At 63.1% G+C, this 20,784-nt stretch carries 18 protein-coding genes and 1 pseudogene; 8 read left to right on the top strand and 11 right to left on the bottom strand.

All coding sequences use genetic code 11. The features are described from left to right. Positions 1-39: 39 nt before the first annotated feature. The 3 genes from AB6809_RS01675 to ptsP are packed head-to-tail and all read right to left on the bottom strand — an operon-like array spanning position 40 to position 5,430. Entirely contained in the window at positions 40-1,857 is a 1,818-nt protein-coding gene (locus tag AB6809_RS01675) for a PTS fructose-like transporter subunit IIB (RefSeq protein ID WP_029966732.1), read from the bottom strand. Between the two features lie 13 nt (positions 1,858-1,870). Then, positions 1,871-2,926 carry a 1-phosphofructokinase family hexose kinase gene (locus tag AB6809_RS01670; RefSeq protein WP_029966731.1) on the bottom strand — a complete coding sequence of 352 codons (1,056 nt, stop codon included), beginning with the start codon at positions 2,924-2,926 and terminating at the stop codon, positions 1,871-1,873. Next, entirely contained in the window at positions 2,923-5,430 is a 2,508-nt protein-coding gene (ptsP, locus tag AB6809_RS01665) for a phosphoenolpyruvate--protein phosphotransferase (RefSeq protein WP_029966729.1), read from the bottom strand. Before ptsP ends, AB6809_RS01670 begins: the two co-directional genes overlap by 4 nt. 227 nt (positions 5,431-5,657) lie before the next feature. On the opposite strand from ptsP, the gene AB6809_RS01660 reads away from it, so the two are divergent. Together AB6809_RS01660 and AB6809_RS01655 are read left to right on the top strand one after the other, a co-directional pair. After that, positions 5,658-6,650 carry a LacI family DNA-binding transcriptional regulator gene (locus AB6809_RS01660; RefSeq protein ID WP_029966727.1) on the top strand — a complete coding sequence of 331 codons (993 nt, stop codon included), beginning with the start codon at positions 5,658-5,660 and terminating at the stop codon, positions 6,648-6,650. Positions 6,651-6,783: 133 nt separating this feature from the next. Beyond that, positions 6,784-7,176: a response regulator gene (locus AB6809_RS01655; RefSeq protein WP_006049535.1), complete on the top strand. Its 393-nt coding sequence runs from the start codon at positions 6,784-6,786 to the stop codon at positions 7,174-7,176. A 255-nt stretch (positions 7,177-7,431) separates the two neighbouring features. Here the strand turns inward: AB6809_RS01655 and AB6809_RS01650 are convergent, their stop codons facing one another. Continuing rightward, on the bottom strand, positions 7,432-7,887 hold the full coding sequence (locus tag AB6809_RS01650) for a hypothetical protein (protein ID WP_029966725.1): 456 nt from the start codon (positions 7,885-7,887) through the stop codon (positions 7,432-7,434). 374 nt (positions 7,888-8,261) lie between these two features. Here AB6809_RS01650 and AB6809_RS01645 point away from each other — a divergent pair, with 374 nt between their 5' ends. Further along, positions 8,262-8,693, top strand: coding sequence for a phasin family protein (locus tag AB6809_RS01645; RefSeq protein ID WP_006049533.1), 432 nt, complete (start codon positions 8,262-8,264; stop codon positions 8,691-8,693). A 160-nt stretch (positions 8,694-8,853) separates the two neighbouring features. Next, positions 8,854-9,195 (top strand): annotated as a pseudogene (locus tag AB6809_RS01640) (DUF3443 family protein); the annotation flags it as partial. 76 nt (positions 9,196-9,271) lie between these two features. Here AB6809_RS01640 and AB6809_RS01635 read toward each other — a convergent pair. Further along, positions 9,272-11,119: an adhesin gene (locus AB6809_RS01635; protein WP_307260041.1), complete on the bottom strand. Its 1,848-nt coding sequence runs from the start codon at positions 11,117-11,119 to the stop codon at positions 9,272-9,274. 237 nt (positions 11,120-11,356) lie between these two features. Continuing rightward, positions 11,357-12,448: a putative zinc-binding metallopeptidase gene (locus AB6809_RS01630; protein ID WP_029966719.1), complete on the bottom strand. Its 1,092-nt coding sequence runs from the start codon at positions 12,446-12,448 to the stop codon at positions 11,357-11,359. 195 nt (positions 12,449-12,643) lie between these two features. Here AB6809_RS01630 and AB6809_RS01625 point away from each other — a divergent pair, with 195 nt between their 5' ends. Continuing rightward, a complete protein-coding gene (locus AB6809_RS01625) occupies positions 12,644-13,189 on the top strand; it encodes a DUF488 family protein (RefSeq protein ID WP_029966717.1) in 546 nt (181 codons plus the stop codon). Between the two features lie 30 nt (positions 13,190-13,219). Here AB6809_RS01625 and AB6809_RS01620 read toward each other — a convergent pair whose 3' ends face one another. The 3 genes from AB6809_RS01620 to AB6809_RS01610 form a co-directional block, all read right to left on the bottom strand. Beyond that, complete coding sequence (locus AB6809_RS01620; RefSeq protein WP_029966715.1) at positions 13,220-15,019, bottom strand: chloride channel protein; 1,800 nt, start codon at positions 15,017-15,019, stop codon at positions 13,220-13,222. A 2-nt stretch (positions 15,020-15,021) separates the two neighbouring features. After that, entirely contained in the window at positions 15,022-15,438 is a 417-nt protein-coding gene (locus tag AB6809_RS01615) for a MarR family winged helix-turn-helix transcriptional regulator (protein ID WP_029966714.1), read from the bottom strand. 93 nt (positions 15,439-15,531) lie between these two features. Next, on the bottom strand, positions 15,532-16,698 hold the full coding sequence (locus AB6809_RS01610) for an HPP family protein (RefSeq protein ID WP_029966713.1): 1,167 nt from the start codon (positions 16,696-16,698) through the stop codon (positions 15,532-15,534). Between the two features lie 300 nt (positions 16,699-16,998). On the opposite strand from AB6809_RS01610, the gene AB6809_RS01605 reads away from it, so the two are divergent. Next, the gene (locus AB6809_RS01605) at positions 16,999-17,316 is read left to right on the top strand and encodes a DUF1840 domain-containing protein (protein ID WP_006049525.1); all 318 of its coding nucleotides are present in this window, start codon (positions 16,999-17,001) and stop codon (positions 17,314-17,316) included. Between the two features lie 49 nt (positions 17,317-17,365). On the opposite strand, the gene AB6809_RS01600 is transcribed toward AB6809_RS01605, so the two are convergent. After that, a complete protein-coding gene (locus AB6809_RS01600; RefSeq protein WP_006049524.1) occupies positions 17,366-17,551 on the bottom strand; it encodes a hypothetical protein in 186 nt (61 codons plus the stop codon). A 202-nt stretch (positions 17,552-17,753) separates the two neighbouring features. On the opposite strand from AB6809_RS01600, the gene AB6809_RS01595 reads away from it, so the two are divergent. After that, complete coding sequence (locus AB6809_RS01595; RefSeq protein WP_029966712.1) at positions 17,754-18,284, top strand: universal stress protein; 531 nt, start codon at positions 17,754-17,756, stop codon at positions 18,282-18,284. Positions 18,285-18,288: 4 nt separating this feature from the next. Here the strand turns inward: AB6809_RS01595 and AB6809_RS01590 are convergent, their stop codons facing one another. Continuing rightward, positions 18,289-19,635 (bottom strand): class I SAM-dependent methyltransferase, encoded by a 1,347-nt coding sequence (locus tag AB6809_RS01590; RefSeq protein ID WP_029966711.1) that lies wholly within the window; start codon positions 19,633-19,635, stop codon positions 18,289-18,291. A 438-nt stretch (positions 19,636-20,073) separates the two neighbouring features. Between AB6809_RS01590 and AB6809_RS01585 the strand changes: the two genes are divergently transcribed. Then, positions 20,074-20,760 carry a hypothetical protein gene (locus AB6809_RS01585; RefSeq protein ID WP_371025966.1) on the top strand — a complete coding sequence of 229 codons (687 nt, stop codon included), beginning with the start codon at positions 20,074-20,076 and terminating at the stop codon, positions 20,758-20,760. Positions 20,761-20,784: the final 24 nt, after the last annotated feature.

Raw genomic sequence — 20,784 nt, 5'->3', positions numbered from 1 at the left:
GGCCCGCGACGTTCGCGACCCTCGCGAAGTTCGCGCCGCTCACGCCGCCACCTGAACCGGCCGCTTAAGCACACCGACCGCAAGCGCCGTGACGACGGTGCCCACCGCGATCGCCAGCACATACATGCCGAGATGCGTGACCGCGTTCGGAATCGGCAGCACGAAGATGCCGCCGTGCGGCACTTTCAGATCGACCGCTGACGCCATCGAAATCGCGCCCGTGATCGCCGAGCCGATCACGCATGCCGGAATGATCCGCATCGGATCGCGCGCGGCGAACGGAATTGCGCCTTCGGTGATGAACGCCATGCCGAGCACCGCGGCCGCGTTGCCCGCTTCGCGCTCGTCGGCGACGAAACGGTTTCGGAAAATCCACGTCGCGAGCGCGATGCCGAGCGGCGGCGTCATGCCCGCGGCCATCGCCGCCGCCATCGGCGTGTAGACCTGGCTTGCGATCAAACCGGTGCTGAACGCATACGCGGCCTTGTTGACCGGGCCGCCCATGTCGAAGGCCATCATCGCGCCGAGCAGCAGGCCGAGCGTGACGGCGCTGCCGGTTTGCATCGAGCGAAGCCAGTTTTCGAGGCCGTGCAGCGCGGTCGCGACGGGCGTGCCGACCACGTAGATCATCAGCAGACCGACGACGAGCGTCGAGACTAGCGGGATGATGAGCACCGGCTTGAGACCCTCCAGGTTGCGATGCAGCTTGAGCTTGCGGCTGATCAGCAACGCCGTGTAGCCCGCGAGAAAGCCCGAAATAATGCCGCCGAGAAAACCCGCGCCGAGGCTCGCGGCGAGCATGCCGCCGACCATGCCGGGCGTGATGCCCGGACGGTCCGCAATCGAATACGCGATGTAGCCCGACAGCACCGGCACCATCAGCGCAAACGCGGACTTTGCGCCGATCTGGAACAGCGCCCACGCCAGCGTGCCTTTGTGCGCGTCGTCGAATGCGTAGATGCCGCCGAGCGCGAACGAAATCGCGATCAGCAGGCCGCCCGCCACCACGAACGGCAGCATGAACGACACGCCGGTCATCAGATGCCGGTACGGTCCCGACGCTTTCGCCGAGCGCTGCTTCTTCGCTGCGGCGACCTGATCGGCGAGCGCGCCGCCCGCCGCCGATTGACCGTTTGCGCTTGCGCTTGCTTGCGAAGCGGGCGCGTTGCCATCGACGGACGCTTCGGCAATCGCACGTTCAATCAACGCCGCGCCTTTGCCGATCGCGCCCTTCGTGCCGGTTTCGTAGATGGGCTTGCCGCGAAAGCGGCTTTTGTCGACCTGCGTATCGGCGGCGATCACGACGAGGTCGGCAACTGCGATCTGCTCGTCGCTCAGCGTGTTTTGCGCGCCGACCGAGCCCTGCGTTTCGACGTGAATCTCGTGACCGAGCGACTTCGCGCCTTGCGCCAATCCTTCGGCGGCCATGAAGGTGTGCGCGATGCCGGTCGGGCACGATGTGATCGCAACGATTTTCAGCGCGCGTGGCGAGGCTTGCGGGCCTTGCGCGGCGTGTGCATTGCCTCCGCCTTGCGCCGTATTCGAAGCCACATTCGCGGCGACGCGTGCGAGCACCGCATCGGCTTCGCGGATCGCGTCGTCGAGCGACACGCGGTGAATCGTTTTGCCGGCAAACGGCGTTTCGTCGATGCGCTCATCGGCGTCCGCGGCGATCAGTACCGCTTGCGCCGCGTCGATCTGCGCCGCATTCAACGGATGCTGGACGCCGAGCGCGCTGCGCGTTTCGACGGCGAGCGAAGCGCCGCGTTTTTGCGCCGCGCGGTTCAAGGCCTGCGCTGCGACCATCGGCGACGCGCTTTGTTGCGGGGACGATACCAGTCCAATCAGCTTGTCCATTGCTCTTCCTGGCTTACACGGCTTGATGTTGGGTCACGCGCAGCGGGTTCGCGGCGACGCTGAAGGTGCGCAATTCGACTTGCGCGGCGAGCGCGTCGAGCGTCGCGCGATCCGGCAGATGCGGACCGACGCGCGCGAGCTTGCCCGCGGCGAAGGCGGTGGCGCGCCGGCCGACCTCCTGCCACGGACGCTTTTCCGCGAGACTTGCGACGAGCCCCGCGACGAGCGCGTCTCCGGCACCGACGGTGCTTGCCACCGGCACGCGCAACGGCGCCGCGCGCCAGCCTTCATAGGCTCCGGCACTTGCCGCTGCTTGGGAGTGCGCTTGCGAAGAATGCGCTTCGGAATGCAAGCGCGTCACGCCGAGCGCACCACGCTCGCCGAGCGAAACGACCACGTACTTGACGCCGCGTTCGGCCAGCTCGCACGCGGCCTCGATCAACGCGTCGTCGTCGGCGAGCGAACGGTCGAGCGCGGCTTCCAGTTCCGCGCGATTCGGCTTGACGAGATCCGGCAGCGCGCCGGGCTCGTTCGCCGCGAGCGCGTCGGCGAGCGGCGCGCCGCTCGTGTCGAGTGCGACCTGCGCGCCCGCCGCATGCAATGCGCGCGTGAGCCGCCGATAGAACGACACGTCCACGCCCGGCGGCAAGCTGCCCGCCAGCACGAACCAGCGGCCCGGCGCGGCGAGTTCGATCACGCGCCGTTCCAGTGCGTCGACGTCGGCCGCGTTCGGCAGCGAGGTCGCGAGATTGATGTCGGTGGTTTGATCGCGCGCGGTATCGACCACCTTCACGTTAATGCGCGGACGCCCCGCGATTCGCACGAAGCGGTCGACGATCTGCTTGTCGGCGAACATCGCGTCGAATGCGGTCGCGTCGTCGCGACCGAGCAGGCCCGTGACGATCGTCGCAATGCCGTAGTCGGCGAGACAGCCCGCGACATTCACGCCCTTGCCGCCCGCGTTGAATTCGAGCGATGCCGCGAGATTGACCTCGCCGAGCGCGAGATTCGCGACGCGCACGGTCTGATCGAGCGCCGGGTTCGGCGTGACGGTGACGACCGTGTTCATGCGGCCGCCTTGATCTCGGTGGCTTCGAGCGCGCGAACCGCGTCGACGTCCTCGCAATCCAGCGCGCGGCGCGCGAGCGCCTGCAATGCGTCGAGACGCGACGCGCGCAGCCGCGACTTCACGGCGGGAATGTCGCGCGAGCTCATCGACAGTTCATCGACGCCGAGGCCCGCAAGAATCGACGCGCCGAGCGGATCGCCCGCGAGGCCGCCGCATACGCCGACCCACTTGCGATGACGCCGCGCGCCGTCGACGGTCTGTTTGATCATGCGCAGCACGGCGGGATGCAGGCTTTCGGCCATGCGCGCGAGTTCGGGATGTTCGCGGTCGACGGCGAGCACGTATTGCGTCAGATCGTTCGTGCCGATCGAAAAGAAGTCGACGAGCGCGGCGAAGTGATCGGCAAACGCGGCCGCCGACGGCGTCTCGACCATGATGCCGAGCGGCACCTTCGGCGCGTCGAATTCGGCGCGCACGGTCTCGGCGAGCGCGAGCGCCTGACGCGCTTCGTCCAGCGTGGAGACCATCGGGAACATGATCCACAGCGGGCCTGTTTTGGCCGCGCGATAGAGCGCGCGCAACTGCGGCACGAACAGATCGGGACGGCGCAGGCACAGACGCAGCCCGCGCACGCCGAGAAACGGATTCGATTCGTGCGGCAGGTTCAGATACGGCACCTGCTTGTCGCCGCCGATGTCGAGCGTGCGAATGATCAGATGACGTCCGCCGCTCGCTTCGACCATGCGCCGATAGCAGTCGTACTGTTCGTCCTCGCTCGGCGCATCGTGGCGTTCGAGAAACAGGAACTCCGTGCGCATCAGGCCGACGCCGTCCGCGCCGTTCGCGATCGCGTCGCGCACCTGATCCGGGCGCGTGATGTTCGCGCCGATTTCGAGCACGTGGCCGTCGAGTGTCGCGGCGGGCAGCGCGCGATTCGCCGCGGCGCGTCGAGCCTGTTCCGCGAGTTCGGCTTGCGTTTGACGCGCTCGCTCGAGGTCGCGCGCCGACACGCCGGCATACAGACGGCCGCTCGTGCCGTCGAGCACGGCGGCGCTGCCGTCGTCGATATTCATCAATGCGGCGCCGCACGCGACCGCCGCCGGCACGCCGAGCGTGCGCGCGAGAATCGCGGTGTGCGAGGTCGGGCCGCCCGACACTGTGCAGAAGCCGAGCGTGACGGCAGGGTCGAGCATCGCCGTGTCCGATGGCGTCAGATCTTCGGCGATCAGGATGGCGGGCGTGTCGAAGCGCGTGTCTGTCGCGACGTTTTCGCCGAGGTGCTTGAGCACGCGCCGCGCGACGTCGCGCAGATCGGTCGCGCGCGAGGCGAGCAGCGGATCGGGCAACGCGGCGAGGCGCGCGGCCTGACGTTCGGCGGCCTGATGCCACGACCACGCAACGCCGTGTCCGTCGAGCAGCAGGCGTGCGGCTTCGGCGAGCAAGTCGGTGTCGTTGAGCAGTTCGCGGTGCGCCGCGAAGATCGCGCCTTCTTCCGCGCCGAGGCGTGCGGTCGTGTCGCGTGTGAGCGCGTCGAGTTCGTCGGCGGTAAGGCGCAAAGCTGTGTCGAGCCGATGCGTCGCTTCGACGGTTTCTTGCGGTTGGTCCTGAATGTCGAGCTGCGCGGTGCGCATCACGCGGATCGGGCCGATGGAAAAGCCGGGCCCGGCGCTGACGCCTTCGAACACCGTCGCCGGATCGGCCGGTTCCCACGACACCGGCTGCGCTTTCTGCCGACGTGCGCGCGCCGCGGCGGCGCGCTCGTGCTCTTCGGCGGACAGCGCTTCGATGGTGCGCTTGAGGGCCGTGAGCGCGTCGGCGGCGTCCACGCCTTGCGCCGACAGCACCAGTTGCGCGTTCGCGGTCGCGCCGAGTTGCAACAGGCTGACGAGATTCTTCGGATCGGCGGCGAGCTTGCCGTTGCGCACGCGCAAGGCGGCCTGATAGCGCTTCGCCGTGGCCACCCATGCGCTTGCCGGCCGCGCGTGTAGTCCATGCGGATAGTCGAGCACCAGTTCCACGCGCTGCGCGAAATCGGCGGGCGTACTGTCGACGACGCTCGTCACCGGATCGACTGAGGCGCCGTTGAGCGCATCGACGATCAGACCCGGATCGCGTGCGTCGATGAGCGCGCGCAGCTTGTCCGCGTCGCCGATCAGACGCGTGAGGCGTTGCAACAGCGCGATGTGTTCGTCCGACTGAGCGGCAATCGCGACGACCAGGTTGGCGCGCTCGCCGTCGTGCCACTCGACGCCCTCGGGCAATTGCAGCACCGCGACGCCGGTGCGCCGGATCAGATGGCGGTCTTCCTGCATGCCGTGCGGAATGGCGACGCCGCTGCCCAGATACGTATTCGAGACTGTTTCGCGAGCGTGAAGACTGTCGACGTAGCCGGGCTCGATATAGCTGGCCGCGGCCAGCAGTTCGCCCGCCTGTACGATCGCGTCGTGTTTCGAACTGGCCCGTGCGTTCAATCGAACCAGCTCCGCGGTAAGCAGCGACGGCATCGCGTCTCCTGAAAACGAATCGTTGAAGTGGGTGTTATTGGAATCGATACCACTTTGTCCGTCAAGCGTTGCCCGCAAGCGGCATAGTTCACTTGAAATGGCATGAACGCAGGTAGAATGGCTCGAAAGAGCCGAGCAGCCTGTGTCCGGCGACAGCGGGCAAATACCGAGGTCGTCGGGCAATCCAGGGAAAATACCGAGCGATTCGAGGAATCGATACCACTTTCATGAATCTACGAATCAAGGATGTTGCGGAAGCCGCCGGCGTGTCGGTCACGACGGTTTCGCGCGTGCTCTCGAACAATGGGCCGGTGCGCGATGCGGTGCGTCAGCGCGTGCTGGGCGCGATCGAGCAATTGGGTTATCGGCCGAATGCGGCTGCGCGGCGTCTGCGTTCCGGCGATACGGCGACCATCGGCCTGATCGTGTCGGACGTGCGCAATCCGTTCTTCACCGAAGTCAGCCGCGCCGTCGAAGACGCCGCCTATCAGCAGGGCTTGCGCGTGATCCTCTGCAACACGGACGAAAACGCCGAGAAAGAGGCCATGTACCTGCGGCTGATGGAAGAGGAGCGCGTCACGGGTTGCATCTATTCGCCGACGCACGACGCGGCGCAGCGTTTCAAGGCGCAGGCCTATGACTTTCCCGTGGTGATGATCGACCGCGCCGGGCCGGCGGGCAGCGCGGATGCCGTCGTGCTCGATAACCGCGACGCGGCGGCGCGCCTCGTCGAGCACCTGGTGGAGCGCGGCTACCGGCGCATCGCCGGGCTATTCGGCAACGCGAGTACGACGGGCCGCGAGCGTCACGATGGTTTTGCGCACGCGCTTGGCCGACATGGCTTGCCGGTGCTGGCGGAATTCGTCGAACCGAACCCGGCGAGCGCGCTCGAGCATGTCGGCGCGTGGCTCGCGCGCGACGCGGATACGCGGCCCGATGCGATTGTCGCGAGCAACGGGCTGTTGCTGCTCGGCGCGTATCGCGAGATGCGCGCGCGCGGCGCGACGCCTGGAACCGACATCGCGCTCGCCGGTTTCGACAACGACGCGTGGACCGACCTCGTCACGCCGGGCATCACCGTCGTCGCGCAGCCGGTGTATGAAATCGGCAAGATCGCCATGCAATTGCTTACCCAGCGTCTCGCCGATCCTTCCATGTCCACACGTTCGCTCGTGCTGCCTGGCGATCTCGTGGTTCGCGGGTCCACCGCGGCGCGCTAGCGCTTCGCGCTTCACCGGCCACGTTCATGGCCATTTGGTATGCCACTTGCTGGATCGCGATGGTTTTTCTCTCGCCAATCGCTATTACATGTCAGCAACAACGAGTACCTGTCAAAGGTGGAGCGCCCGCCAGGTGCGGGTATTACACGAGGTGCCGCGTGTCCTCGTGGTCGACGACAACGAGGATGCGGCCGAAGCGCTTGCGACGTATCTATCGTATGAAGGTGTGGAAGCGCGCTCGGCGAACGGCTGTGACGAGGCGCTCGCGTGCGTAAAAGACTGGGTGCCCGACGTGGTCGTGCTCGACATCATGATGCCGGGGCGCGACGGCTACGAAACAGCAAGCGCGCTGCGCAGCTATCTGCCCACGCCGAGCCTCGGCATTGTTGCGTTCACTTCGCTCGATGAGGAACACGTGCGGGAGACCGGCCGCGGCCGACACAATTTCGACGGCTATTGTCAGAAGGGCACCGCGCCTAACGTGCTGCTCGCCTTGATGCGCACGCTGTGGCGCGAGAGAAACTGAGCATGCGATCGATCAGTGCAAGGCGAGCGTGACGATGCAGCACAGCACGAACACCAGCAACCCGGCGGCGACGGCCACATCGACTGGATAGCGCATGCTTCACCCGCACTGACGTTTAAACAGTCCTTATCCTAATCAACAGAGGGAAGACGAAAAAGCGGCCAGTGAACAGCAATGTGGGAGAACCAACGCTGCGCGAAGAACGTCGGCGCGAGCGTGTTTGCGGTAGCGCTTCCAGTTGCCGATGCGTGTTTGCTAGGGCTTGCTTTGCGGCGCGCGATCGAATGGCGGCCGCGGCATCTTGTCGATTGCCGCGAGGTCTCCCGACAGGCTCGTGCGCAACGTGGCGATTGCCTGCTCGGGATTGGCGGGCTTCAACTGCTCGCGCGCGAGCGAGTCGTACACGTAGTGGCGCAGCATCGGGTCCTGCGTTTTGTTCAGCACGTCGTGATAGACCGCGACGATGTCGCCCGGTCGTCCGCTCAGCGCGTAGAGACGGCGCAACTGTTCGAGATCGTTGACGACTGCGAAGCCGGGACCCATCGGGCCGATTGGACCGGCGGGCTCCATCGCGGCATGAGGTCCATGCGGCGCATCGCCTTGCGCGTGCGCGGGCGGCGGCGCGTTTTCTTCTGCCGATGCGGTTGTTGCCGCGATTGCGGCGAGGTTTATCGCGGCGGCCAGCGCCGCGCCCAATATCTGTTTTTTCATCACGTCGCTCCCATTCGACAAATGCCGGCGCGACAGTGCGCCGGTTCATCGAAAAGATAGACGAGACACCGTCGCCGCGGGTTACGAACGCGTGTCCGCACACTTACGAACTCTTGCTGCCGATGCGCGTGTGCATGCGGATGGAGACGCGCCGCGAAGAACTTCGCACGGCGCGTGGAACGGCGCATGCGCTGGCGCAATGACGTCGGATGGCGCATGATGGACGCAATGTGCCGTCCGACCCCGCAACCGCGCAGCGCGGCCGCAGGGGCGCGGCGCACCGGGAGCGCCTGCGTGTGTGATTGTGTTTGCGTCGCGTGAATCATGCGGCGCAGCGCCGCCGGCGATCGTTCAACCGTAAAGGAGGATTTCGCATGGACCGACCTGATACCGCCAATCCGTTTGGCGATTTCACCAAAATGCTCGAGCAGTTCAAGCTGCCCGGCTTCGACGTGCCCGCCATCATGGAAGCACGGCGCAAGGACGTCGAAGCACTGGTTCAGGCGAATCAGACTGCGTTTCAAGGCATGCAGTCGCTCGCGCAGAAACAGGCGGAGATGTTGCGCACGACGCTGGCCGAGTTGCAATCGCTGACGACGCAACTATCGGCAAGCGGCAGCACGCCTTCGCCAAAAACCGCGGAGCTGATCCAGCAAAGCCTGCACAAGTCGCTCGCGGACATGCAGCAGCTCGCGCAGGCGGCGTATCAGACGCAAGCGGAGTCGTATGCGGTGATCGCAAAACGCGTCGAAGAAAACGTGCAGGAATTGCGCTCGCTTTTGCAGCAGCAACAGCAGAAGACGTGATTGCCCAGTAGTCTGCCGCTCGCGGACGGCTGATGCCGTTCGCAAGCCAGGCCGCGGAAGGTCGTCGAAATCCGGCGAACGTTTCGCGGCTTTTTCATGTGCCGCGCTCGTCGTTGCTCGTTTAAAGCGGCGGAAATTTCAGCGCGCGCTTACATCGTTCGCTTCGCTGCGCGCCACGGGGCTCCTTTTCGGAAGCAGCGTGTTGCCGGTTTGCGCGAGTCCGAACAACGCGTATTACTGCCCGTCTTCGACACAGCAGTTGAGCGCGATGATCGAAGGCGCGAACGGCGCGACGAGCGCGGTGAATTTCAGCGTGGCCAATGCGAATACGGTTGCGCAGACCTATGCCGGCGACTCCGCATTGCCGCTGCTGGCAGGGCCCGCTTTCGTGACATCGTCGATTTTCGATTGGGGCTTGCCGTTCTTCTATGGACGCAACGTGTACGCCGCCATCGAGCAGCAGGCCACACCGAGCGGCGTCGGGCCTTACGTCGCGTATTGAACCGTTGCGAGAGCCGCCAATAAAAAAGCCACACCGGGTTATAGGCCGGTGTGGCTCTCGTTTGACCTGCTGTTCTTTATTGCTTGTCCAACTCTTGTAGCAGCTTGAGTACGGATTTGCCGAATGCCTGCGGGCGGCCCTTAAAGATCCGCTCGACGGCTTTATCTTCGATCAGCCGCCGGCGCAGCGCTTCGCGTTCGTCGTGCTGTTCTGCGAGACGTGCTGCGGCTTTCACGTATTCGTCCTTGGAGTAGGTCGTGAGCCAGTCTGGCAGACCCGCGCGCTCGAAAAGTCCGCGGTCGATATGTTCGAAGACTTCCGGCCCGCAAAGATTGACGCCCGGCAGACCCATCGTGAATGAATCGACGATACCGTTGGTGTTGCCGAACGGGAAGGGGCTCACGAACATGTCCAGGCCGTTCAGTACTTTCAGATAGTTAGGATAGGAGAGCGAGCCGTACACGTCCACGTCGGATTCGGGCAGCGTTGCATGAATAGATTTCCTGACGTAGGCCAGATCGATGCTTTCGCTCCAGGCGGTCATGAAGTGGAAGTGCACCGGCACACGCGCTGTCTGCACGATCGCTTTACATGTCTCGAGAAAGTGCGGGTTGATTTTCATGGCGCTTGCCGTCACGCCGATGTGCACGACGTCGCGACGTTCGGGAACGGATGCCGTGATGGGCGTCAGCAGTTTTGAAGGCACATACGGCTGTCCATCCTTCGGAAGACGAAGCAACTTCTCGCTGAAGCACGCCGGGTCGCCGACGAAATCGTCCTCGACACTCACATAGTCGATGTGCGCGGAATGCATGGTCGCGGGATGGCCGAGTCCGGCAATCTGCAATGGAGCAACGCGCAGGTTCGATAGAAAGATCGTATGAGCGAACATGCCGACGCTCGGCATATACAGCACGTCGGGTCGTTCCCGCTCGGCGAATTCCTGAATCTGCCGAATGCAGTCGCCGATAAACTCCGGATGCTCGAACTCGATGAAGCGGTCGAAAACCGCGCGGCCGGTTTCGTCCACGTGCTGATCTTCGCCGAACGCGACGACTTCGAAATGTTCGCGTGCCGCGAGCATGGTGCGCGAATGCGTCCGGTAAATAGAATGGCCGCCGGAAAACCATTCGAGCACGACAAGCATGATTGGCTTACGTCCTTTAACTGGCCTATGGGCAACGCTGGATTCAGGTCCCAGCAACTCGAGGGTCTCCAGCTTTTTGCGTACCAGACGACTGATGCTGCGCTTGAGCTCATGCCGCTTCGGCGAAGTGGAATAGCTGCAGTGCATATACGAGCCGAAAACCGCGTTGGCCGGCAGATCGTCCAGGTCTTCCACCAAGTCGACCTTTGCCGGAAGCCATTCGAGCAGACGTTCGCGCTTGTCGTGCGCGGCGGGCGAGATATGTACGGCAGCACTGACAATTGAAATGGCGAGACTCGTCGCAAGCACGGGGTCGCACTTGTGAAGTTCCTCGAAATCGATGTCGTACTTCGAGCCGGACGTGTAGAGCACGAGTTGCTTGCGGGTCAATACGTCGCGAGCCGCGGCGTCGTCGCTGTCACGCGACGTCTCGAGCAGTTTCTCGACGATGTGGTCCGTCGAACCGTACGAGCTCACCGCGAAAATCATATCGATCCAGGAACGGCCGCAGAACATGACGTTGATCCTGTCGGCGTCAAGCGCGTATTCCGGTGCCGAGAGCAGCGCTGTGAAGGCGTCCGCGATGCGCTGCAGCGTTTGCCGCGCGGCTTCGTCGTCGGCGGGATTCGGACGGTTTTTCGCAAAGCGCTCGATACCGAGCCCGCCGCGATTTTGCCGCAGGGTGTCCAGCAGTGCGGCGAACTCTTCATGCGCGGCGTCGTAGTCGCCGGCGTGGACCTGGGATTCGAAACGATCGAGGGAAAATTGTGTGCTCATGGCCGTGGTCAGTAGTGAGCGGCTTGCGGTGTTCTGCGCGGCCGTCGTAATCAATGGAAAACGCGAGCGGCGGAAATGCGGGCAGCCTGGATCAGACTGCGACGCATGTCTCGTCGGCTAAATACGATTTTCAGAGATTTGAGCGGGCAGGTATCTAGGAGCAGTCTTATTTTTGAGACGGAACTCCTGGACGACTCCTGCAGGCCGGCGCGGCTGTGAGCGCGGACTCCGGCGCTGCTAGTGCTGTGCTGGCGGCGAAGCCGGCGATTTGTCCCCCGCTTCCGCGATCACTCGATGCACGAAGCGCAGTTTGTCCACCACGGGCGCGGCCAACGCGAACGGATAGCCGTCCGGCATGCCGAGGCTGCGATTCAGGCCGTTCAAGGCGTAGGTGAGCGGAAACCAGCGCTTCATGAGCGTATCGAAGCTCGCGTTTTCAACGGGCGTGCGGTCAGTCAGCGTGGGCTCGCGCGGATCGTCGGAAAGCAGCGCGATGCCATACGCGGTCGACGTGTCGAGCACGTCGACGATCATCAGATAATGCGCCCATGTCTCCGCCCAATCTTCCCAGGGATGCATCGTTGCATACGCACTGATGTACGACGCCTGCCAGTCGGCCGGCGCGCCGACACGATAGTAGGTGTCGAGTGCGTCGCCGTAATTCGCGCGCTCGTCGCCGAAAAGCTCGCGGAACGCTGGGAGCCAGCGCGGATTGTTCGCTATCAGCCGGCTGAAATAGTAGTGCCCGGTTTCGTGGCGGAAGTGGCCGAGCAGCGTGCGATACGGTTCGCCCATCGCAGTGCGGACTTTCTCGCGATGCGCGTCGTCGGCCTCGGCGATGTTGAGCGTGATAAGCCCGTTGTCGTGGCCGGTCATCACACGCGAACCGTCGCCACTGTCTTCGAGAAATTCGAACGCGAGACCTTGCTGCGGATCTTGCCGACGCGATTTGACGTCGAGACCGAGTTCGGCAAGCGTGTAAAGCAGCCGCCGTTTCGCCACTTCCAGTCGATACCAGTAGAGCCGGTTATCCGGCGTGCTGAGATTCGGAATGGTGCGCGTCAGTTGGCAGGCGCGGCATAGCGTGTCGGGCGAATCGGCCGGAATCATCCAGTTGCAGACGTTTTCCACCGCGTAGTTGTGGCATTGCTTGTAAAGCGCACCGTCCGCTTGGGGATGCAGGCTGCGCCAGCGCGCTTCGCCTGCATCTTCAAACGCGCTGATTGCACGCAGTAGCGGCAGATAGCCGAGCAGTGCCTCGCAGCGTTCACAGCGGACGTTTTCGAAGAACACTCGTTGCGAGCAGCGGTTGCAGTGGAACGTTTTCATGACGAAGCTCGAGCGGTGAGTGGCCTGAAGTGCCAGTAAGAAGCCTGGGCTTTGCGCAATGTCCGTGCCGCGTTTCGCTGACGTCGCCGGTTTCGGGCATGGCTGATGCGTGCTGAATGTGCAGCGAGTCAGGTAATCGGCCAACGCCTTGCTGGCAATATAATCCTTTGCATACTGCGAAGTCACGAGGTGATCATGACGCGGCCGTTTTTTACGATCGGGCATTCCACGCGCACGCTTTCCGAGTTCATCGGTCTGCTGGAAAATTCGGACGTCGAAGTATTAGTCGACGTGCGCAGCATTCCGCGTTCGCGAACGAACCCGCAGTTTAACCGCGATACGTTGCCGGAGTCGCTGGCGCCGGCTCATATCGACTACGTGCATCTGGAGGAACTGGGTGGGCGGCGCGGCCGCCGCAAGGACGAAGGTCCGTCTGTGAACGACTACTGGACGCATCCCGCGTTTCGTAACTACGCCGATTACGCAATGACGGACGCTTTTCAGAAGGGACTGGCGGAACTGCGGGAACTGGGGCATCGCCGCCGTTGCGCGATCATGTGCTCCGAAGCAGTCTGGTGGCGTTGCCACCGGCGCATCATTACCGATTACCTGCTGATGCACGGCGAACCGGTGTGCCACATCTTGAGCGCGCAGCACGTTGACACCGCAACCATCACGCCGGCTGCGCAGGCGCAGCCTGACGGCCTGCTGATCTATCGTGCGGATTCCGCTTCGCATTGAAGCGGAATCGTTGCGGCTAGCCGGTTGCGCTTAGCCGGCCTTGCCGATAGGAGCGAAGCGGCGTTTCGCGCGCGTCGGCGTCAGACGACGGAACCGCTCTTTCTTGTGCTCTTCTTCGAAGTAAGTGAGCGACGGCTTGACGAGATCGCTGCGCGAGACGATGCCAACAAGACGCATGGACTTCGAATCCGCCACGACGGGCAGCCGTTCGAGGCTGTGCACAGCAAGTCTCGTCGCAACCAGTCGGCATGTTTCGGTCGGCAACGCGAACACTGGCGAGCGCCGCTCGAAGACACTGTCTACGTTCATGGCAGTGCGCAAATCGGGGTTCTCATCGCGGAACTGTTCGAGCAATGCGCGATCGGCCACGCCGATTACCGCGCCTTCACGCACGACGGGATACGCGCGGCGAGTCTGCTTCGCGCCGAAGAAGGTGTCGAGCGCCGCGCCGACTGTCATGCCGGCATCGATCGAGTCGACCGAGGCGGTCATCACTTCATCCACGTGATGGCGCTCGAGCGGATCGACGCCGTACTCACGGTAGATGTGATAGCCGCGCCGCGCGATTTTTTCCGTCATGATCGAGCGGCGCATGGTCACGGTGGCGAAGCCATGCGCGACGAGCGTTGCAGTGAGCAGCGGCAGCAGCGCATTGCTGTCGTGGGTGAGGCCGAAAGCGAACACGATTGCGGTGAGCGGCGCACCGAGCGTGGCGCCGAGTGTCGCGGCCATGCACACGAGCGGCCACAACGCAGGCTCATTGCCCGGCAGCCAGTGCGAGAGGACGGTGCCGAGCCCCGCGCCGAGCATCAGCAGCGGGGCGAGCACGCCGCCGGACGTGCCGGAACCGAGCGCGACGACCCACATGACGGCCTTCACCGCGAGCAACACGATTGCGATCTGTAACGCGATGTGCTGATGCAGCAGATCGCCGATCACGTCATAGCCCACACCGAGCGCGCGCGGTTCGAGCCATCCGCCGATACCGACGACGATGCCGCCGAGCGCGGGCCACCACATCCAGTGAATCGGCAGCTTGCCGAAAAGATCTTCGGTCTTGTAGAGCGAGGCGGACAGTGCCGACGCCAGCGCACCGGACAAAAGCCCTGCAATCAGGCAGGAAAATAGCGACCAGCCATCGGGCGCGGCTGTTTCGAGCGGGAAGAGCGGACCCGTGCCAAAGAACGCCGCGCGAGCAAAACCGGCCACCGCGCACGCCACTGCGACCGGCAGGAAGCTGCGCGGCCGCCATTCGAACAGCAGCAATTCGACCGCCAGCAGCACGGCCGCCAGCGGCGTGCCGAACACGGCGGTCATGCCCGCGGCGGCGCCCGCGACGAGCAGCGTCTTGCGTTCCGCCGCCGTGACCTTGAAGCACTGCGCGATCAGCGAACCGAGCGCGCCGCCCGTCATGATGATCGGCCCCTCGGCGCCGAACGGACCGCCGCTGCCGATCACGATGCCCGACGAAAGCGGCTTGAGCACTGCCACTTTCGGCGACATACGGCTTTTGCCGAAGAGAATGGCTTCGATTGCCTCGGGAATGCCATGACCGCGGATTTTCTCCGAGCCGAAGCGCGCCATCAATCCGACAATCAGTCCACCGACTACCGGCACGCCAATGACCCAAACGCCCAGGCTGTTATGCGCCGGCGAATGTTCGGCGAATGACAGCGTGCCGAAGAAGAACAGGTTCGTGAACAGATGAATCAGATTGAGCAGCACGAATGCTGCCAGCGTACTGACCGCGCCGATGCACGCAGCGAGCGCGAAGATGCCTGGCAGCCGTGCGTTCGCGGAGAAGTCGCGCTTGTGGGAGTCCATGGTCATAGTTAGTCGAGGTCGATCTGGGGAACCTGGAACGCGCCTTTCAGCGATTTCAGCTCGGCGCGGTGCAGTTCCGCGAGTCTCGCAAGCACCCGCTCGCCGGCTTTTTCAATGTGCACTTCAACCTGGCGGCGATCGGTCTCGCTAGTCTGGCGGCGCACGAGCTCGAGCGCCTCGCAGCGCGACACCAGCGCGACGACGCCGTGATGCTGAGCCTGAAGCCGCTCGGCCAGTTCGCCGACTGTTGCCCAGTCGCGCTCCGGATAGCCCTTGATATGCAGCAGCAACAGATACTGCAGCGGCGTAATGCCTTCGCTCTGCGCGGCCTGTTCCGAGAACCGCTCGAAGCGCCGCATCTGATAGCGGAACTCCGACAGTTGCTCAAAGTCGGCTTTGCGCAGCCCGCGAGCCCGTTCTTTCATTGTTCGTCTGCCTGCTTGAAGAAGACAAAAATTATATCACAAAATGATGTAATCGACCGGTGCTATTCGTCTGCCGATAGCTTGCCGCAATCCTTAGGCGGCCTGCTGCGCCTTCACCACGGTCTGACGATAAAGACCGGAAATCAGATCGACTTGCGTAATCATGCCGACTACATGTCCGGCGGCATCGAGTACAGGAATATGGTGGTGCCCGTAGTCCGCGAACATCGGCACGAGGTCCGTTATCGGCGCATTCACTTTGACGGTGCACACGTCGGTCGTCATCACGCTGCCCACGGTCGGCGCACGCAGTGCATCGCCGCGCAGCCAGCCGTCGAAATAGGCGACGAACGGCACGAACTGGCCAAAGATTCTTTTATCGACGAGGTCGGCACGCGTCACGATGCCGACCAGCGTGTGGTCCGCGTCGATCACGGGCAGGGCTTTGACCTTGTTGCGCTTGAGCAGCGCCCAGGCGGCGACCGCGCGCGTCGCCGCCGATACCGACACGACGTGGCGCGACATGATGTTCTCGCAGGTCAACTCGTTAAAGCTGCGTGAGAAGGCCTGAAGCTGTGTTTCGCGCAGCAGCGATTCGAGGTCGTCCGGATCGATGTCGAGCATTTCGCTGCGCCGCCTGAGCACCGCTTCGAGGTCGGCGCGCGTGAAGCCGGCGCGCGACGACGCGTCGGCCGCACTGCCCGGCGCGCCGCGTGCCGCGCGCACCGAATGCGGATAGCGGTGGCCCGTCGCGGCGTGATAGGCGATCGCGGCGGCCAGCAACGCGGCGGATTGCACGGCGATCGGCTCGAGCACGAAGCGGTAGCCGAGCGCATGAATTGCCGGCCCGCCGAGCACGGCGGTCAAAGCGACCGCGCCCGAGGGCGGATGCACGCAGCGAAGCGCGAACATCCCGCATATCGCCAGCGCGACTGCCAGCGCGGCCGCGAGTGTCGGGTCGGCAATCACGTTAGCGCAGGTGACGCCGATCGTCGCCGAAACCAGATTTCCACCGATGATCGACCACGGCTGCGCCAGCGGACTTGCCGGCACCGCGAACAGCAGCACGGCCGAAGCGCCCATCGGCGCAACCAGCAGCGGAATGTTCGCGCCGGGTCCGAACAGCAGGTACATCGAGCCGCCGGTGAACGCGATGCCGATCAGCGCGCCCAGACAGGAACGCGCGCGCTCCTGCCATTGCACTGTGACTGGTACGGGGACGAAGCTGGACAGCCAGCGCAGGACGAGAGAGCGGGACAAGGTGCGAAAAAGGCGAGTGAGTGGATTGTGCTGGAGTGCGACGATACCAGGGAAACCCCGGGCAACGCGAATACCGTCTGGTCATGATTATATTTCAATATGATATAAACGGCCCGCGCGTGGGCAGACGACGAGGGGTTCCGATTCAGCGGGGCAGCGTATCAGTACGGCGTTGGGCTCCATTCGCCGGCCGCGCTAGCGGCGCGATTTCATCTGTCATTTAAATCACGTTGTGATATAAATGGGATGGGTGCCTAACGGCACTCAACCGCGCTGCGTGCGTATGCAAAAGGAGCCATCATGCTGATCACTTTTCAATCCAGTGCGTCACCTGATGTGGTGATGCTTCGCGACCTCGCCCAATATCTATTGGGGCTGATCGGTAAGCGTCTGAACGAGCGGGGCGTGATCATGCACGACGAATTGCCCGCCGCGATTAACCGCCTGGAATCGGCCATTACCGAAGACGCCAGCGCCGAAGTCGCGCTCGAGGCGTTGCATCGCTCGCCTGGCAATCGGCGTGAGCCGAGCAATGGGCTTTCGCAACGTGCATGGCCATTTCTGGATATGTTGCGCGAGGCGCGCAAACGCGGCGCGGACATTATCTGGGGGCTGTAACCCCCGCCGTGCCGACGCGTTCTTCAGATGTTGCGGCCGCGTTTATCGGCTAGGTGAATAGCGGCACGGCTTCGATCAGCGCGAAGCCGACTAGCGCTCCGACCGTCGCGCCTATGAGCCGGGGATGCAGTCTCTGCAGGTGCAGAGTGTCGAGCAACGCGCCGATCAGAATGATGCCGAGCAGCGCAAAGGCGACCAGCAGAAAGCCGATTTCGAAATCGTTGCCAATGATCATTTGATCCTCCCACGGGAAGCGCGACCGGCATCGACAACATGTTGCGCGGATCGCCCTCGCCTTCATTATATGTCATATTATGATGTATCAGTCGATGAGTAGTTGGAGGCCGTGCACAGCAGCGTTGCGGTCTACCTCGCTTATGCCGCAAAGCGGCATATACTGAATTGCGCAGGTTCGTTTTCCTTGGAGGAGGAACGACATGTCGGCCTTCAACCGCATTCTTCTCTGTTATGACGGAACCCGCGAAGGGCAGCACGCGCTTGCGGACGGTGCCCGTCTTGCGCAAGAACTCGCAGCGCAGGTGCATGTGCTCTCTGTCATCGACAATTCCGCGTGGGTGCAAGGCGCGGATATTACGTCGGCGATACCGGTGGATATGATTAACGATTCGGTCAAAAGCGTGCTCGACGAAGGCTTGAAAAAGCTGGCCGCCAAGGGCATTCACGCGACCGGGCACTTTGCGATCGGCGATCCGCTCGATCAGATTCCTTACTTCGCCAAAGAGCTGAACGTCGATCTGATTGTTGTGGGACATCATCGGGCCGGCCGGCTCGCACGGTGGTGGGGCGGCAGAACCGATGGCCTGTTGCTCGACAGGGTGAGTTGCAGCGTGCTCGTCACGATGGGGCCGGAAACCGAATTGGCCGCGGAATCGGCCGTGGAATCAGCCTCGGAATCGCGCGGTGCCGCGAGTCCCGGCGAAACGACGTCTCCAGTCGAGCATTCGTGACGCCTCAATCGATCTGCCCGCCGCCGTTCGCGTGCTCCAGTTCATTCACCCGATCGATAGCAGCGTTGCGGGCATACATGTACGTGCGATTGAATGGATAGTCGCTGCGGGTCCACGGCAGGCGGCCGGCCGATTCGTCGTGTATTGTCGCCGGCTCTGCGGGACGCGATGCAACGATCTGAAACAGCGACGTCCAGCCGCGTTCGAATCCCATTGCCGACCCGGCGAGATAAAGCCGGTAGGCGCGAATGATCTTTTCCGCGTGCTCGCCGAGAATGCGGCGCGCTTCGTCGATATGCGCGTCGAGCGCATCGGCCCAATGCCAGAGCGTGCGCGCGTAATGCGGGCGCAGGCATTCTGCGTCGACCGCTTCGAGATTGCCGCGCGTCATCGCATCCATCATGACGCTCACGTGTACGAGCTGGCCGCCGGGGAAAATATATCGGTCGATGAAATCGCCCATGCCTCCGCCGACTTCTCCGTTTTCCACGCCGCCGGCGGTAATGCTGTGATTCATCATAAGACCGCCGGGCCGGAGCAGTCGCCGCATCTTGGCAAAGTACAAAGGCAGGTTAGGGCGGCCGACGTGTTCGCACATGCCGACCGAAGCGATCTTGTCAAAGGGCGCGGATTCGTCGACGTCGCGATAGTCCTGCAGCAGCATCGTGACGCGCCCTTGCAGTCCCTTTTCCTCGATGAGCCGGTTGACGTACGCATGCTGATTCCTCGACAGCGTAATGCCGGTAGCGGCAACACCGTAGTGTTCCGCGGCCCACAGCAACAGCGCGCCCCAGCCCGCGCCCACGTCGAGAAAACGTTCGCCGGAGCGCAGCATCAGTTTCTTGCAGATGTGATCGAGCTTTGCCTTCTGTGCGTCGGCAAGCGACATATCCGGTGAAGAAAAGTAGGCGCACGAATACACGCGCAGCGGATCGAGCCACAGCGCGTAAAAGTCATCGGAGATGTCGTAATGGTGCTGAATCTGCGCGGCGTCTTTTGCACGGCTATGATGCGTGCGCTCCCACACGGCGCGTCGCGTGCGGCTCACGCGATCGAGCAGCCATCCATGCGATTCGTGCGTAGGGTCGCCGCGCAGCAAAGCCGGCGCGGCGGCCATCAGGTCGTGCATGTCGCCTTCGATTTCCAGCCGGCCTTCCACATAGTCTTCCGCGAGCCGCCCGATCGCGCCCTGCCGCAGGTGCAGCAGCGCCCGCATGTCGCGAATCTCAAACGACAGACGCGCCTCTCGCGCGCCGATACGATGGCCGTCGGGCAGCGCGACGGCGCAGGGCACCGGCATGCCGGCTATCTGCTGTTCTGCGGGCGAACGCAAAAGGCTCCAAAGCGTCATGGCGTCGACTCCTCGTGAGAACTTTCGTGTTTCTGGGAAGCATCATTCGTGCCGCGACAAACGAGCTAAGCAACGCTGTATAAGCAATCGAAAACGTTGACATAGCAACCAGCGCATTCGCTATTAGCCCGCCTTTCCCCTCATTGCAAAGCTTTCATTGCAGTGACAGGATGCTTACATGCAGGGCGTCGATGCGGACGCCCCGCGCATTTCATCAGACGTCGACACATCATGCAGCGCAGGGACTTTGTACTCGCGGCGTTAGGTACGGCCGGCATGCTCGGCCGCCCGCCCACCATGTCGACAGCCGACTTCGAGATCGTGTATCCGCGAATCCGCACTGGCGGCGAGGTGCACGCGGCATTCGCACTCGCGGTATTGGATCTGGCCATGAAGACGGCCAACGTCACCTACTCGATTCGTCAGGCCGATGTCGCGATGGAGCGCCGCCGCGCGTTAACCGAATTGGCCGACGGCAATTCGATCAATCTTCTTTGGACGAGTATGGACAGGCGCGCCGAAAGCGGCCTGAACGTCGTCCCTATTCCGGTGAATCGCGGCTTGATCGGCTACCGCCTCTTCGTCATAAGAAAAGACCGGCAAGCCCAATTCGACCGCGTTCAAAACCTCGCCGATCTGCGGCAGTTGACGGCCGGCCAAGGGCTCGGCTGGGTCGACACCGACATTCTGCTCGACGCCGGTTTGAAGGTCGAAACGTCGAGCACCGACACGCTCTTCGCGATGACGCGCGCCGGGCGAATAGATTATTACCCCAGGGGACTCATCGAGGCATTCCCCGAAATTGAAGCGCACAATCGGATCGACCCTGAATTGACGGTGGAAAAACGTTTGCTATTGAAGTACCGGTCCGACTTTCTGTTTTATGTCGCTCGCCGGAATCCGGCTTTGGCATCGACAATCGAGCGCGGCTTCATGGCGGCATATAAAAACGGCTCGTATATGCGGCTTTTCAATGCGCATCCGTACATTCAGGGTGCGTTGGCGCAGGCCGATTTGCGCGAGCGGACAGTGATTGAACTGGAGAATCGCTATCTTTCCGCAGCAGACCGAAGGATTCCGGAAGAGTACTGGATGCAGTGGCCAATTGTGGCGCGCAACCGCTAGGACAATGGCAATGTGCGAGCCGGG

This window comes from Paraburkholderia sp. RCC_158 (assembly GCF_041355255.1).
GTDB lineage: Bacteria > Pseudomonadota > Gammaproteobacteria > Burkholderiales > Burkholderiaceae > Paraburkholderia > Paraburkholderia graminis.
Note: the sequence above shows the minus strand (reverse complement) of the source record. Positions and strands in the feature narration are given on the sequence as shown.